This is a genomic window from Sedimentitalea arenosa, from assembly GCF_016428585.1.
Classification (GTDB): domain Bacteria; phylum Pseudomonadota; class Alphaproteobacteria; order Rhodobacterales; family Rhodobacteraceae; genus Sedimentitalea; species Sedimentitalea arenosa.
Map to the genome: position 1 here is coordinate 306,513 of NZ_JAELVR010000003.1, position 13,516 is coordinate 320,028.

A 13,516-nucleotide genomic window follows, 5' to 3' on the forward strand; every position below is an offset into this window, starting at 1 on the left:
CCGCATGCGGACGGATCGGAAGAGGACAAGATGACCCAACAGGCGACCCGACTCGGTGTGGATATCGGCGGCACCTTCACGGACGTGGTGCTCGATGTCGGGGGAGAGCTCTTTTCTACCAAGGTATTGACCACCTACGGCGCGCCCGAGGACGCGATCGTTCAGGGTCTGCACCAAGTCTGCGACAAGGCTGGCGTGGCACCGGGGGCGATCGGCCAGATCATTCACGGCACCACCCTCGCCACCAACGCGCTGATCGAACGGCGCGGCGCGCGTACCGCGCTGGTCACGACCGAGGGCTTCCGCGACGTGATCGAGATGCGTACCGAGTCCCGGTTCGAGCAATACGACCTCAACCTCGTGCTGCCCGAGCCGCTGCTGCCGCGGAACCGCCGTCATGTGCTGCGAGAGCGCATGGGCGCGCAGGGCAACGTGCTGATTCCGCTGGAACGGGACGAGGTGGTCGCCCTGGCCGATACCCTGCGCGCGGGCAGCTATGAAAGCGTCGCGGTGGGGCTTCTGCACTCCTATGTGAATGACGCCCACGAGCGGATGGTGCGCGACGTCTTCGCCGAGCATCTGCCGGGTGTAATGGTCTCGCTCTCCTGCGAGGTCTCGCCCCAGATGCGGGAATACGAACGCTTCAACACGACCATCGCCAACGCCTATATCAAGCCGCTGATGAAGAGCTACCTCGGCCGGCTGAAGGGGCGTCTCTCGGAGGAGGGCGTCGATTGTCCGGTCTTCCTGATGCATTCCGGTGGTGGCATCATCTCGCTTGAGAGCGCCGCCGAGTTTCCCGTGCGGCTGGTCGAATCCGGCCCTGCGGGCGGCGCGGTCTTCGCCGCTGACATCGCGGCGCGGCACGGGCTCGACAAGGTTCTGTCTTTCGATATGGGCGGCACGACGGCCAAGATCTGCCTGATCCGGGGGCACACACCCAAGACCAGCCGCGTGTTCGAGGTCGCCCGGTCCTATCGCTTCAAGAAGGGGTCGGGGATGCCGATCTCGATCCCTGTGATCGACATGGTCGAGATCGGCGCGGGCGGCGGGTCACTGGCCCATGTGGACGCGATGAACCAGATCCGGGTTGGGCCGGAAAGCGCGGGGTCCGAACCGGGGCCCGCCTGCTACGGGCGCGGCGGCGCCCGCCCGGCCGTGACCGACGCCGACCTCGTTCTGGGCAAGCTCGACCCCGACAATTTTGCTGGCGGCTCGATCCGGCTGGATGCCGATGCTTCGCGCGCGGCGATCGAGGCCGAATTGGGTACACCTCTCGGCATGGAAACAACCGAGGCCGCCTGGGGCCTGGCGGAGGTGGTCGACGAGAACATGGCCAACGCCGCACGGGTCCACGCTGTGGAGAACGGCGAGGATCTGTCGAGCTACACGATGATCGCCTTCGGCGGCGCTGCGCCGCTGCACGCCGCCCGGCTCTGCGACAAGCTGGGAGTCGATCGTTGCCTCGTCCCGCCGGGTGCCGGTGTCGGCTCGGCCATCGGGTTCCTGCGTGCGCCCTTCAGTTTCGAGGCCAACCGCAGCCTGTTCATGACACTGTCCGGCTTCGATCCAGACGCGGCGCGGGCTTTGTTCGCGGAACTTGAGAACGAGGCGCGTATTTTCGTCCGTTCCTGCGACGAGGCCGCCGAGATCCTGTCGGACTACAAGCTCTACATGCGCTATGCCGGGCAGGGATGGGAGATCCCGGTGCCGTTGACCCCGGCGCAGGCGGCGTCCGCCGATGCGGCGGAAATCCTCGGCCTGTTTCAAGATGAGTATGTTCGCCTGTTTGGCCGCTCGGTCGAGGGCATGGAAGCCGAGATCACGGTCTGGTCGGTCAACGCATTCACCCGCCTGCCGGAGGTGACGCCGGTCGGTGCGGCCGACGATGTCGGATCGTTGGACCCCGGGAAGACGCGCTCGGTGTTCGACCCGGCACAGGGTAGGGCGGTCGATGCGGGTGTTCATCCGCGCGAGTCGGTCGCAACTGGCCGAACGGTCGCTGGGCCTGCGGTCATCACGGAAGCGGAAACCACAATTGTCGTTCCATCGAACCGGGATGCGCGGGCGTTGTCTGATGGATGCATCGACGTTCACACCACGGAGGCCCGAGATGGCTGAACTGTCGCGGGTCGCCTTTCAGGTGATGTGGAACCGGCTGATTTCCGTGGTCGAGGAACAGGCGCAGGCGTTGGTGCGCACGGCTTTCTCGACCAGCGTGCGCGAGGCGGGCGACCTGTCAGCCGGGGTCTATGACCAGGGGGGTCGGATGCTGGCCCAGGCCGTCACCGGAACACCGGGCCATGTCAACGCGATGGCTGACGCGGTCGCCCATTTCATCCGCCGCATCGGCCGTGACAATATTCACGAGGGCGATGTCTACATCACCAACGACCCGTGGGAAGGCACCGGGCACCTGCACGACATCACGGTCGTGACGCCCTCGTTCCGCGACGGGCGCTTCGTCGGATTCTTCGCCTGTACAGCGCATATCGTCGATATCGGCGGGCGCGGTTTCGGGGCGGATTCGAACTCGGTCTACGAAGAAGGTCTCTACATCCCGATCATGAAGTTCGCCGACCGGAGAGAGGTTGACCACACCCTGCTGCGGATCATTCGCGGCAACGTGCGCGAACCCGACCAACTGGTCGGGGATATCTACGCTCTGGCGACCTGCAACGAGATCGGTCACCGCCGTTTGATCGACATGATGCAGGAATTCGGCCTCGATGATCTCGAAGAGGTCGCGGACTTCATCCTGTCGCACTCGCGCGCGGCCACGCTGGCGCGGATCGGCGACCTGCCGCGCGCCGAGGCGTCTGGCGAGATGCGGATCGACGGCTACAGCCACCCGGTCGATCTGAAAGTGCACCTGACGCTTGCGGGCGATCACATCCTCTGCGACTTCGCCGGGACCTCGGGCGTGGACCGCAAGGGTATCAACGTGCCGCTGGTCTATACCAAGGCCTATGCGTGCTACGCGCTGAAATGCGCGATCGCGCCGGATATACCGAACAATGCGGGCTCGCTTGCACCGTTCCGTGTGGTCGCACCCGAAGGGTCGATCGTGAATGCGGTGCACCCGGCCCCGGTCGCGCTGCGCCACGTGATCGGGCACATGATCCCCGATACGGTCTATGACGCGCTCGACAAGCTGCTGCCCGACACGGTTCCCGCCGAAGGCGCGGGGTGTCTGTGCAACTTTCAGGTCTCGCTCAGACCGCGCAGCGATGCTCCGGCCCCGCCCGAGGCGCGGCGCGCCGAGGTGCTGACCTTCAATTCCGGCGGGTCGGGCGCCCGGCCGACGCTGGACGGGATGAACGCCACGGCCTTTCCCTCGGGTGTGATGACCATGCCGGTCGAGGCGACCGAGCAGGTTGGCCCGGTCATCATTTGGCGCAAGGAACTGAGGCCCGACAGTGGTGGCGCGGGCCGCTATCGCGGGGGGCTTGGACAATACATGGAGGTTGGCGCGCGCGAAGGCTACGAGTTCGATATCCAGGCCATGTTCGACAGGGTCGATCACCCGGCGCGGGGGCGGCGTGGCGGTCAGGCCGGAGGGGCGACGACCATCGCACAGGATGACGGCACTGCGATGCGAGGCAAGGGCAAGCAGTTCGTGCCGCATGGGCGGCGGGTGATGATGGCCTTTCCGGGCGGTGCCGGATACGGCGGGCCCGGTGACAGAGACCATGCGCAGATCGCACGCGACCTCGCGCTCGGATACATCTCGGCCGAGGCGGCGCAGACGGTCTATGGATTGGCGCCCGACGAGGTGCAGGACATACAACGCCGCGCGGCGCTCGGTGAGGAATTCTGATGGCGCCGGCCGGATGGAGCGCGACGCCCGCGCGATCGACTTATGACGTGGTGATCGTCGGCGGCGCCATGCTGGGGTCGTCCACCGCGTGGTTCCTGTCGGACAACCCGGATTTCGATGGTTCGGTCCTGGTGGTGGAACGCGACCCCAGCTATGCCCAATCGGCCACGGCGCACACCAATTCCTGCATAAGGCAGCAGTTCAGCAGCGCCCTGAATGTCCGGATCTCGCAATTCGCCGCCGATTTCATCCACAACTTCCGCGACAGGCTGGGCGGTGACCCGCGCGTGCCGGACTTGTCGATCCAGAGCTATGGCTACATGTATCTCGCCGACACTGAGCGCTTTGCCGATGTGCTGCGGGCCAACCTGGCCGTGCAGCGCGCGGCCGGGGCGGCAACGCGCCTGTTGACGCCCGACGAAATCGCCGCCGCTTATCCTTTCTATGCGCTCGACGATATCGTTCTGGGCAGCATCAATACCGTCGATGAGGGCTATTGGGACGGCGGCACGGTGTTCGATTGGTGGCGACGCCAGGCGCGGGAACGTGGCGTCGAGTATGTCGCGAACGAGGTCGTTGCGATGACAAGGAACGCGGCCGGCACCAAGGTCGAATCCGTCACCCTGAAATCCGGCGAAACCATCGCCTGTGGCAATGTGGTCAATGCGTCCGGTCCCCGTGGTGCGCGCACGGCCGCGATGGCGGGAATCGAGATTCCCGTCGAGCCCCGCAAACGGTTCACTTGGATCTTCACCGCAGTGACACCTCTGGATCGTGACCTGCCCCTGACCATTGATCCGAGCGGCGTACACATGCGTCAGGACGGTCCGACGACCTATCTGGCCGGAGGGCATGCCGATCTGGATCCACCGGTCGACCCCGAGGATTTCGCGATGGATCACGCGCTGTGGCAGGATCACATTTGGCCGACCATCGCCACGCGCATTCCCCAATTCGAGGCGATCCGCGTGATCACCGAGTGGGCGGGTCACTACGACTACAATACGCTCGATCACAACGCCATCGTCGGCCCGCACACGCGGGTTTCCAACTTTCTGTTTCTGAACGGTTTCTCGGGTCACGGCCTGCAGCAGTCGCCCGCGATGGGGCGGGCCACGGCGGAATGGCTCACCTATGGCGGCTATCGCAACCTCGACATGACCCCGCTGCAGTTCGAGCGGATCGAGCAGGGGCGCGCTTTCGCGGAAACGGCGATCATCTGAAGGTGGTGGACGCGGCGCCGAGCCGTTCGAGCAGGCGTGCTTCGAGCGTTGGGTCATATCGGCGGTTCAGGACGAAACCGGCAAGATCGTCGTCGCTCTGAAAACCTGCGTTGCCGAGGGCAAGACGAAGAGCTTCGGCGTCCTCATCTCGTCCTGTTGCAGCGGTGGACAGGTAGGTCAACAGAAGTTCCGGCACCGAATTCCGGCTTGTCAGTGGCTCCGTCGCGCGGGCCAGCTTCGCGTCGTCTGTGCCCATCGCGGCGAAGTAAGCTTCGGTCAGAAAGAACACGCTCGGCGGATCGTGCTCCAACGCCTGTGCCTGCCGGACAAGCGCCAGACCCTCCTCCCAGCGGCCGGCGAAGGTGGCCAGGCGCGAGCCGATCAGCACCAGCGTGGCAGGATGGCGAGGAAACAGGTCATAGAGTTTCTGCGCGTGCGTCCGCGCGGCTTCGAGATCGCGTTCGGGCGCTTCGATGGCGAGGATCAGCGCCGCCTGCAGTGTCGGCTCTCGCAGCGGGGCCAACGCCAAACCCCGTTCGACGGCACCGCGCGCATCGGCCCAGGGGTCGGCGCCCGGCCGTGGATTGCGTCCGAACCGCCCTTCGTCCATGTAGATGAATCCCAGCGCCGCCCATGCCTCGCCATAGTCGGGAAAATCACGCGTCACGCGTTCGAGACAGGTCCGCAACGCGCGATGTTCGTCGTCTGTTGGCACTGCGACATAGTGATAGACGCCCAGGAAACACAGGAACGCATCCAGATCAGCTTCGGAATTGCGGGCGTTGCGCAAGCGTACGAGATCCTCGGAAAACCCCTGAACCGACCCAAGGCTGGCGGCGATACCGCTGGTGATCTGGTTCTGCACGTCCTCGATCGCGGCCACGTCGGTGGCGACCGTCTGCGCCTTGCTCCAGATCAGCCGGCCGTCCGCCGCCGATTGCAGCTGTGAATTCGTAAGCAGGCGCTCATCCTTCCACAGGAGGCTGTTTGCGAGCACGAAATCGGCTCTTTCGGAGGCATCGACGCCCTCGGGGATGGGGGAAACCACCGCGATCCAGGGATAGGCCGACAGATCCATCGTCAGCTCCGAGAACAGCCCGAAAGCGATCTCGTCGAGGTCGGGGTGGTTGCCCTCGGCCGCGAACGGGAGGACCGATATCCGGACGACGTCGACCGGAGCTGCCGCCGACGGCCCCGTTGCGGGCCGCAGGACTGTCCAGCCCAGCAACGCAAGCGTCGCGAGCGCCGCAATGGTGGCTGCAATCGGCCAAAGCGACCGTACCCGCTCGCTCGGCGACGGGGCGCATCGGAACCGGGGCCGGTAGGAGCCCTTGGGAATCTCGATTCGAACGAGATCGGGAGAATCGTTCTCGGCATAGAACAGGCGCAACCCGTCGCGCAGCCGCGCCATTTCGGTGCGCACGATGCTGTCGGTATTCGGGTCGAACGAGGCATCCCTGTCAAACACGTCGACGCCGATGGAGAACGCCTTGATGCGTCCGCCCTCTCCGGAACACTCCCGGTCGACCAGGTAGTCCAGAAGACGCGCGCGGCGATCGGACTGCCCCAAGTGCCCCGAGGCGATGATTGTCCTGAGTGTCGACTTGATCCGGACCAGATCGGATTCGGCGAGTTCTGAGGCGGCGAAGGTGGAACGCTTGGTCATGCTGCGGATGTCACGAGAAAATCTCTCTTTGAATTCAAGTCGTTGAAATTGTCGATGCGGTGCACGTGCTGGTTTTCGAGCCCGACTTGCCGCCTTCGTTTCGGGAACGGAGGGAAAAGATGAATGTCTGACAAGGATGAAAACGGGTCTGGGCCCGAACGGTCAAGCCCGCTCGGGCCTGAAGCGATAGACGAACTCTATCGGCTGGCGGAGATTCTGATGGGACCGACACATGCTGACGATCGCGGAACGCTTTCACGCAGGCGGGTCGCAAAGCTGCGCATGGACGAATTGCTGCGCTCGCTGGACTCGCCTGACGCGGCGCACGAAGAGCCGTTCGCCACGCACAAATGGGTGCTGGATGTGCTGCAGGACTTGGCCGCCTATGCCGAGGAACGGAACCTTGCGGAACTGCACCGCATTCTGATGGACGCGCGCTATCTCGCGTTCCATGCCCTGAAGGATCGGTGACGTTGCCGGGCCGGCAGGTGCTGGACAAGCGTTGAAGCTAGCCAGCCTCGGCGACGGGTGACAGATCGATCAGCGTGTAGCTGAGTTGGGTGTCGATCCGGTTGTCCAATCCGACAAACGTCCGGCCGGAGACTTCGGCGAAGAGCTGCGCCTGCAGGAGGTGGCCGAACTCCGAGACCAGCGTCATCCCGTGGGTGCGCCGCGCAACGAAGGTCGTCTGCCCGACGTCTACGGGTTCGAACATGCGAATGGTGGCCGCAACCCCATCGACCGTGATCGCGCAGGCAGTTCCTGGACTGACCAACGGAAAGCGGTATTCATCGCCGAGAACCATATCATCCGCCGATGTCAGGACAGCATTTCGGCACACGCCTTCGGTCACCGTGACCCTGTTGAGAAACACCATCTGGCTCTCGATCACCTGGTTCGGATGGTCGCGGAACGCGGTCGTCTGCGTCGAGGTTGTCCCGGTCAAAGCGAAGGCAACGGACGGAACTCCTGCTTCGGTTTCGAAAGGTTCGATCCCACGGGATCTGATGTGCTGCTCAGGCATGCGGAACCATAAACTAGTTCATGATTTGTTCTATGACTTCAAAACTGGACTAGCCTTGCCAGTATTTCGCTCTGAATACACCGAAGAAATTAATGAATTGCGCAAGCTGTGGGAGAGATACCACAAAACGTGTTTTGACCCATGCCGTTTTGCCGGCAAAAGCCGTTGCGTCCGATGCACCAATGCGCCCACACTCGGTGAAAAAGGGGGAAACAGACATGGCTGACATCTGGGAATGGAGCGCATCGCGGATCGCCGCAGCCGTACGGTCGGGCGAGGTTTCGGCAGTCGAGGTGACGCAGGCGCATCTGGACCGCGCGGCGCAGGTGAACCCGACCGTCAACGCGATTGTGCAGCACGACCCCGCCGCCGCGATTGCAGCGGCCCGTGCGGTCGATGCTGCGATCACCTCTGGCAAGGATCCGGGCGTGCTGTGCGGCGTTCCTGTCACCACCAAGGTGAACGTCGATCAGGCTGGTCACGCCACGACCAACGGCCTCCGTCTGCAGCGGGACCTGGTGGCGCACGAGGACAACCCGGTCGTCGCCAATCTCAGGCGGTCCGGGGCGGTGATCGTCGGGCGCACAAACACACCGGCCTTTTCGCTGCGCTGGTTCACCAACAACGCGCTGCACGGACAAACGCTGAACCCCCGTGATTCCGGCCTCACGCCTGGCGGTTCATCAGGAGGGGCGTCATCGGCGGTGGCAAGCGGCCTCTGCGCCGTGGGGCAGGGCACGGATATCGCGGGGTCCGTACGCTATCCGGCCTATGCCTGCGGCGTGCACGGGTTGCGGCCCAGCTTGGGGCGTGTCCCGACCTTCAACGCCACCGGCGGGGACCGCTTCATCGGTGCGCAGGTCATGGCGGTATCCGGCCCCATCGCCCGCACGATCGAAGATATCCGCCTGTCGCTGGTCGCGATGATGGCGCCGGATGCGCGCGATCCCTGGTACACGCCGGCACCGCTGGATCAGGGCGGCGCGCCGCGCCGCGCGGCCCTGTGTCTTGCGCCGGACGACATGCCGGTCGCGCCCGAAGTGACCGCGGCCCTCGTCGACGCGGCGGAGCGGTTGCGCGACGCAGGCTGGCAGGTCGACGAACGACCCTGCCCTCCGATGCGAGCCGCCGCCGACATCAACGCGGTTCTCTGGATGGCGGAAACCGGCTACGCCGCGCGTGACCTGATCGATCGCGAGGCGGAGCCCGAATCGCAGTTCGTCTTCGCGCAGATGGTGCGGCATGCGGGCGCAATCGATCTCGACCGGGTTATGCTGGCGCTCAAAGCGCGTTCGGGACTGATCCGCGAGTGGGAAATGTTCCTGCGGGATATACCTCTGGTTCTGTGCCCGGTCTCGGGAGAACTGCCGTTCGCGCAACAGATCGATATCCGCTCCGAGGCTGATTTCGATCGGGTTTACGAAGCGCAACTGACCCAGCGCGGCCTGCCCGCCTTGGGGCTGCCGGCTCTATCGGTGGCAACGGGGGCGTCCGGAACGGCGCCTGTCGGGGTGCAGCTGGTGGCCGGCCGCTATCGCGAAGATGTGCTGCTGGCGGCGGGCGAGGCGATCGAACGGGCCGGAGTTTTGCCGACTGTGGCGACCCCGTTGTGAACAGGAAGGACACGGACATGGGCAGATTGAACGGACAGCGCGCGTGGATCACCGGCGGCGGCACGGGGACCGGGGCAGGGGCCGCCCGCGCGCTGGCAGCGTCCGGTGCGGAAATCATCCTGTCGGGCCGTCGGACCGACGCGCTGCAGCAGATGGTCGAGAGCATCGAGGCCGAGGGCGGTGTCGCGCGTGCCGAACCGCTCGACGTGTCCGATGCCACCGCCGTGGCCGAAGTGGCGGCACGTATCGGGACAGTGAACATCCTGGTGGCCAATGCGGGCCTGAACGTGCCGGATCGCGGGCTCGATGTGTTGCAGGTCGAAGGATGGCAGAAGGTGGTCAACGTCAACCTGAACGGCACGTTCCACCCGGTCCACGCGGTTCTGCCGGGTATGCGCGCCGCAGGAAGCGGGCTGATCATCCTGATCTCGAGCTGGGCAGGACGTTATGTCGGAACGCTGACCGGCGCGGCCTATAACGCGACCAAGCGCGCTGTGCTGGCGCTGAACGAAACGATCAATCTCGAGGAGGGCGGCAACGGCATTCGCGCCACCGCGATCCTGCCCGGAGAAGTCGCGACCGACATCCTGAAATCGCGCCCGAAGCCGCCATCCCAGGCCGACATCTCGCGGATGCTGCAGATCGAGGACCTCGCCGAGACCGTACGCTTCGTCGCAGAAATGCCGCCACATGTCTGCCTGAACGAAATCGTCATCTCGCCCACCTGGAACCGCTTCTACCGGGGGTTCAACGAGATCGACGCCAGCTAGGCGCGCGCCTTGCCGAGATGCAGTCCGGCATCCACCAATAGCAGCTCTCCGGTCACGTGGCGTGCGGCGTCGGAGACGAAGAACAAGGCCGCGTCGGCGATATCATCCGGACCCGATGCGGCTGCAAGCGGCGTGTTCGCCTCGACCGCTTGCAGCGTCTTGGCGAACGCGTCTTCGTCCATCGTGTCCTTGAACCAGCGCGTGCCAATGAAACCCGGGCAAACCGCGTTCACGCGGATCTTCGGTGCGAGTGCTCGGGCCAGCGACAGGGTCATCGTGTTCAATGCGCCCTTTGACGCGGCGTAGGCCACGGAGGAGCCGATCCCCATGACCCCGGCGATCGAGGAGGTGTTGAGCACCGCGCTGGCGCGCCCGGTCTGTACCTGTGCCGCCACCAGCAGTGGTTTGGTCGCCTGCAGCATCAGGTAGGGGCCGACCACGTTGACCTCGTAAATATCCATGAAATCGGCCTTGGACAAGGCGTTGAGATCGGAATGATCGCGCGCGTGACGGGTGATGCCGGCATTGTTGATCAGGATGTCGAGCCGCCCACGCTGCGCCGCGGCTTCGGCCAGAGTCCGGCAGCCGTCGGGATCGGCCACGTCGGCTTGAACGACCTGCACCTGAGCTCCGGCGGCACGGCACAAATCAGCGGCTTCCTCTGCATCCGCCGCCGATCGGGCATAGTTCACGATGACATCGGCACCGCGTTCGGCCAGCTTGACCGCCATGCTCCGGCCCAACCCGGTGGCCGACCCGGTGACCAGCGCGATGCGTCCTTCCAGATCCCTCATCCGTTCTCTCCTCCTTGCGTCAGGCGCAGCGTGGCACCGCGGGGCGGGGGGGCGCAACCGCTATTGTCGGCGCGAAAGGATTGGCCTGCCGTGGGCTCTGTGGCATTCCGGCTGCAAAGGGGGCCGGGATGGTTCATCGTTATGCAATCTACGCGGTGCCGGACGGGCCGCTGGGACGGTTCGGAGCCGAATGGCTGGGCTGGGATATCGCCACCGGGTCTGCGGTCCCCCAACCCGGCGTGCCGGGGATCGACATGGCCGCTGCGACCGAGCAGCCACGCCGCTATGGTTTTCATGCGACGATCAAGCCGCCGTTTCGGCTGGCGGAGAATCGGACGGCGCAGGAGTTGCAGGCTGCGTGTGCCGCATTCTGTGCGAAGCGAGCACCGGTCATTTTACCGGGCTTGCAGCTCGCTCGGATGGGTCGGTTCCTCGCGCTGGTTCCGTCAGCACCAGTTCCGAGGCTGACGTCGCTTGCCGCTGAGGTCGTACGAGACCTGGACGGGTTTCGCGCCCCGCTGACCGAGGAGGAGCTCGGTCGTCGTCGCGCGCGACACTTGACGGCCGATCAGGAGCGGAACCTGCTTGCCTGGGGCTATCCGTTCGTGATGGAGAGTTTCGGCTTTCATCTCACTCTGACGGGGCGGCTTGACCGCACTGGAATCGACGCGATCGAGGCGGTGCTCTCCGGGCGTCTGGCTGATCACCTGCGCGCGCCTTTCTCCATCAATCACCTGTCACTGGTCGGAGAGGACCCGGAAGGCTGGTTCCGCGAGCTCTACCGGATACCGCTGACCGGGCCGGCCTGACGCGGCGCCTGGGCCGGGGTCTTCAGATGGGCCATCAGGTGGCGGAACTTTTCCCCCTGCACCGCGACGTGGTCGCGGATCGCGCCGGCGGCACCGTCGGCGTCACCGTCGGTCAGTGCGGCGACGATCGCTTCGTGCTCGGCCATCGATTGAGACATCCGCCCGCGCAGGCGCAGCTGAATGCGGCGATAGGGCTTCAGCCGGTGCTGAAGCGCAAGCGCCTGCTGCTCGAGGAACCCATTGCCGGCCTGGCGATAGATGATCTGGTGAAATATCTCGTTTTCCCGGTAGTAGCCGTCGCTGTCGTCACTGGCGATGGCATCGTGACAGCGCAGGTTGGCTTGTCGCAGTTCCTCCAGTGCCTCATCACTGATCCGGGTGGCGGCGAGGCGCGCGCAGACGCCCTCGATCTCGGCCATGGTCTCGAACATCTCGACCAGTTCCACCGGGCCCGGCTGGCGCACGAAAACGCCGCGACGGGGCATCTGCACCGCAAGGCCCGAGGCCACCAGCCGCTGCAGGGCTTCGCGCACTGGCGTGCGCGACACGTCGAACCGCGTCGCCAACCGGATTTCGTCGAGTCGGTCGCCATCGGACAGCTGACCGGTAAAGATCATCTCCTCGATACTGTCTGCGATCTGGTCCGCGCGGCGCCGGGTCATGCTCGAAATTTAGCTGCAGGCCGTCATGTGCGCAAGAAGGCATTTCTTGTATACAAAATGGTTGACTCTGGATGCCCCAATGAAAACACTGCGCGCAGGAGCAACCCGCCGGTCGAGGCGGGCGAAACGGGAGGACAAGATGAAAACCAGATTTCTGACCGCGGCCGCGATGACGGCCCTGATGACCACAGCAAGTATCGCCGGCGCGGCCGAACTGCGCCTGTCGCATCAATGGTCGAACCAGGATGTGCGCCACCAGGTCGCCCAGATCGTCGCGGACGAAGTCGCCGCCGCCGATGTGGACCTTGAGATCCGCATCTTCGGCTCGCAGTCGCTGTTCAAGGCGCGCGAGCAATACACGCCGTTGTCGCGCGGACAGCTCGACATGACGGTTCTGCCGCTCAGCTATGCGGGCGGACAGCGACCCGCCTACAATCTCACGCTGATGCCCGGCCTCGTGAAGAACCACGACCACGCGGCGCGCCTGAACGAAAGCCCGTTCATGGAAAGCATCGAGGCCACGCTGGCCGAGGATGACGTGATGGTGCTGGTGCACGGGTATCTGGCCGGCGGGTTCGCGGGCAAGGAAAAGTGCATGACCGCGCCCGAGGACGTGGAAGGCGCGCAGATGCGCGCGGCGGGCAAGGCGTTCGAACAGATGCTGGCTGGGGCCGGAGCCTCCATCGCCTCGATGGCCAGCTCTGAGATCTACAACGCGATGCAGACCGGCGTCCTGGACGGCGCCAACACGTCGTCCTCGTCCTTCGTGTCCTACCGGATCTACGAACAGGTGGCGTGCTACACCCCGCCGGGAGACTATGCGCTCTGGTTCATGTACCAGCCCCTTCTCATGAACAAGTCGACCTTCGAGGGTCTGAGCGAAGATCAGCAGGCGGCGCTGCTGGCCGGGGCCGAGAAGGCGCAGGCCTTCTATCTGGAGGAAGCCAAGAAGGAAGATGCAGAATCGCGCCGTGTGTTCGAGGAGGCGGGCGTCGAAATCCGCGACATGACCGAGGACGAGTTCAACGCCTGGCGCGCGCTGGCGCAGGAAACCTCCTACAAGGCCTTCGTGGATGAAGTTCCCGGCGGTCAGGAGCTTCTTGACCAGGCGCTCGCTGTCGAGTGATGCGCGGTT

At 64.8% G+C, this 13,516-nt stretch carries 12 protein-coding genes; 8 read left to right on the forward strand and 4 right to left on the reverse strand.

What is annotated here, in order from left to right; genetic code table 11:
- The first annotated feature begins 30 nt into the window (after positions 1-30).
- Genes JF290_RS06145 through JF290_RS06155 form a run of 3 tightly spaced genes read left to right on the forward strand, consistent with a single transcriptional unit; the run spans position 31 to position 5,043 of the window.
- On the forward strand, positions 31-2,121 hold the full coding sequence (locus JF290_RS06145) for a hydantoinase/oxoprolinase family protein (RefSeq protein WP_199023880.1): 2,091 nt from the start codon (positions 31-33) through the stop codon (positions 2,119-2,121).
- Positions 2,114-3,820 (forward strand): hydantoinase B/oxoprolinase family protein, encoded by a 1,707-nt coding sequence (locus JF290_RS06150; RefSeq protein ID WP_199023881.1) that lies wholly within the window; start codon positions 2,114-2,116, stop codon positions 3,818-3,820. Before JF290_RS06145 ends, JF290_RS06150 begins: the two co-directional genes overlap by 8 nt.
- The gene (locus tag JF290_RS06155; RefSeq protein WP_199023882.1) at positions 3,820-5,043 is read left to right on the forward strand and encodes an NAD(P)/FAD-dependent oxidoreductase; all 1,224 of its coding nucleotides are present in this window, start codon (positions 3,820-3,822) and stop codon (positions 5,041-5,043) included. Before JF290_RS06150 ends, JF290_RS06155 begins: the two co-directional genes overlap by 1 nt.
- On the opposite strand, the gene JF290_RS06160 is transcribed toward JF290_RS06155, so the two are convergent.
- On the reverse strand, positions 5,036-6,709 hold the full coding sequence (locus JF290_RS06160; RefSeq protein ID WP_199023883.1) for a hypothetical protein: 1,674 nt from the start codon (positions 6,707-6,709) through the stop codon (positions 5,036-5,038). The genes JF290_RS06155 and JF290_RS06160 overlap by 8 nt on opposite strands.
- A gap of 123 nt (positions 6,710-6,832) precedes the next feature.
- Between JF290_RS06160 and JF290_RS06165 the strand changes: the two genes are divergently transcribed.
- Positions 6,833-7,180 (forward strand): hypothetical protein, encoded by a 348-nt coding sequence (locus tag JF290_RS06165; protein ID WP_199023884.1) that lies wholly within the window; start codon positions 6,833-6,835, stop codon positions 7,178-7,180.
- 37 nt (positions 7,181-7,217) lie between these two features.
- Here the strand turns inward: JF290_RS06165 and JF290_RS06170 are convergent, their stop codons facing one another.
- The gene (locus tag JF290_RS06170; RefSeq protein ID WP_199023885.1) at positions 7,218-7,733 is read right to left on the reverse strand and encodes a hypothetical protein; all 516 of its coding nucleotides are present in this window, start codon (positions 7,731-7,733) and stop codon (positions 7,218-7,220) included.
- A 218-nt stretch (positions 7,734-7,951) separates the two neighbouring features.
- Between JF290_RS06170 and JF290_RS06175 the strand changes: the two genes are divergently transcribed.
- Positions 7,952-9,346: an amidase family protein gene (locus tag JF290_RS06175; RefSeq protein WP_199023886.1), complete on the forward strand. Its 1,395-nt coding sequence runs from the start codon at positions 7,952-7,954 to the stop codon at positions 9,344-9,346.
- Between the two features lie 17 nt (positions 9,347-9,363).
- Positions 9,364-10,116 carry an SDR family oxidoreductase gene (locus tag JF290_RS06180; RefSeq protein ID WP_199023887.1) on the forward strand — a complete coding sequence of 251 codons (753 nt, stop codon included), beginning with the start codon at positions 9,364-9,366 and terminating at the stop codon, positions 10,114-10,116.
- On the opposite strand, the gene JF290_RS06185 is transcribed toward JF290_RS06180, so the two are convergent.
- Entirely contained in the window at positions 10,113-10,910 is a 798-nt protein-coding gene (locus JF290_RS06185; RefSeq protein WP_199023889.1) for an SDR family NAD(P)-dependent oxidoreductase, read from the reverse strand. The two genes, JF290_RS06180 and JF290_RS06185, sit on opposite strands and share 4 nt — an antisense overlap.
- Before the next feature lie 128 nt (positions 10,911-11,038).
- On the opposite strand from JF290_RS06185, the gene JF290_RS06190 reads away from it, so the two are divergent.
- The gene (locus tag JF290_RS06190) at positions 11,039-11,719 is read left to right on the forward strand and encodes a DUF1045 domain-containing protein (protein ID WP_199023890.1); all 681 of its coding nucleotides are present in this window, start codon (positions 11,039-11,041) and stop codon (positions 11,717-11,719) included.
- On the opposite strand, the gene JF290_RS06195 is transcribed toward JF290_RS06190, so the two are convergent.
- Positions 11,689-12,381, reverse strand: a complete 693-nt coding sequence (locus JF290_RS06195) for a GntR family transcriptional regulator (RefSeq protein WP_199023892.1) — start codon at positions 12,379-12,381, stop codon at positions 11,689-11,691. The two genes, JF290_RS06190 and JF290_RS06195, sit on opposite strands and share 31 nt — an antisense overlap.
- A 139-nt stretch (positions 12,382-12,520) precedes the next feature.
- Between JF290_RS06195 and dctP the strand changes: the two genes are divergently transcribed.
- The gene (gene dctP, locus JF290_RS06200; protein ID WP_199023893.1) at positions 12,521-13,507 is read left to right on the forward strand and encodes a TRAP transporter substrate-binding protein DctP; all 987 of its coding nucleotides are present in this window, start codon (positions 12,521-12,523) and stop codon (positions 13,505-13,507) included.
- Positions 13,508-13,516: the final 9 nt, after the last annotated feature.

Bases quoted from the DNA above. Each gene is read 5' to 3' on its own strand.
- JF290_RS06145 (WP_199023880.1), top strand. From the start codon at position 31: ATGACCCAACAGGCGACCCGACTCGGTGTGGATATCGGCGGCACCTTC.
- JF290_RS06150 (WP_199023881.1), top strand. From the start codon at position 2,114: ATGGCTGAACTGTCGCGGGTCGCCTTTCAGGTGATGTGGAACCGGCTG.
- JF290_RS06195 (WP_199023892.1), bottom strand. From the start codon at position 12,381: ATGACCCGGCGCCGCGCGGACCAGATCGCAGACAGTATCGAGGAGATG.
- JF290_RS06180 (WP_199023887.1), top strand. From the start codon at position 9,364: ATGGGCAGATTGAACGGACAGCGCGCGTGGATCACCGGCGGCGGCACG.
- JF290_RS06160 (WP_199023883.1), bottom strand. From the start codon at position 6,709: ATGACCAAGCGTTCCACCTTCGCCGCCTCAGAACTCGCCGAATCCGAT.
- JF290_RS06155 (WP_199023882.1), top strand. From the start codon at position 3,820: ATGGCGCCGGCCGGATGGAGCGCGACGCCCGCGCGATCGACTTATGAC.
- JF290_RS06185 (WP_199023889.1), bottom strand. From the start codon at position 10,910: ATGAGGGATCTGGAAGGACGCATCGCGCTGGTCACCGGGTCGGCCACC.
- JF290_RS06175 (WP_199023886.1), top strand. From the start codon at position 7,952: ATGGCTGACATCTGGGAATGGAGCGCATCGCGGATCGCCGCAGCCGTA.
- JF290_RS06170 (WP_199023885.1), bottom strand. From the start codon at position 7,733: ATGCCTGAGCAGCACATCAGATCCCGTGGGATCGAACCTTTCGAAACC.
- JF290_RS06165 (WP_199023884.1), top strand. From the start codon at position 6,833: ATGTCTGACAAGGATGAAAACGGGTCTGGGCCCGAACGGTCAAGCCCG.
- dctP (WP_199023893.1), top strand. From the start codon at position 12,521: ATGAAAACCAGATTTCTGACCGCGGCCGCGATGACGGCCCTGATGACC.
- JF290_RS06190 (WP_199023890.1), top strand. From the start codon at position 11,039: ATGGTTCATCGTTATGCAATCTACGCGGTGCCGGACGGGCCGCTGGGA.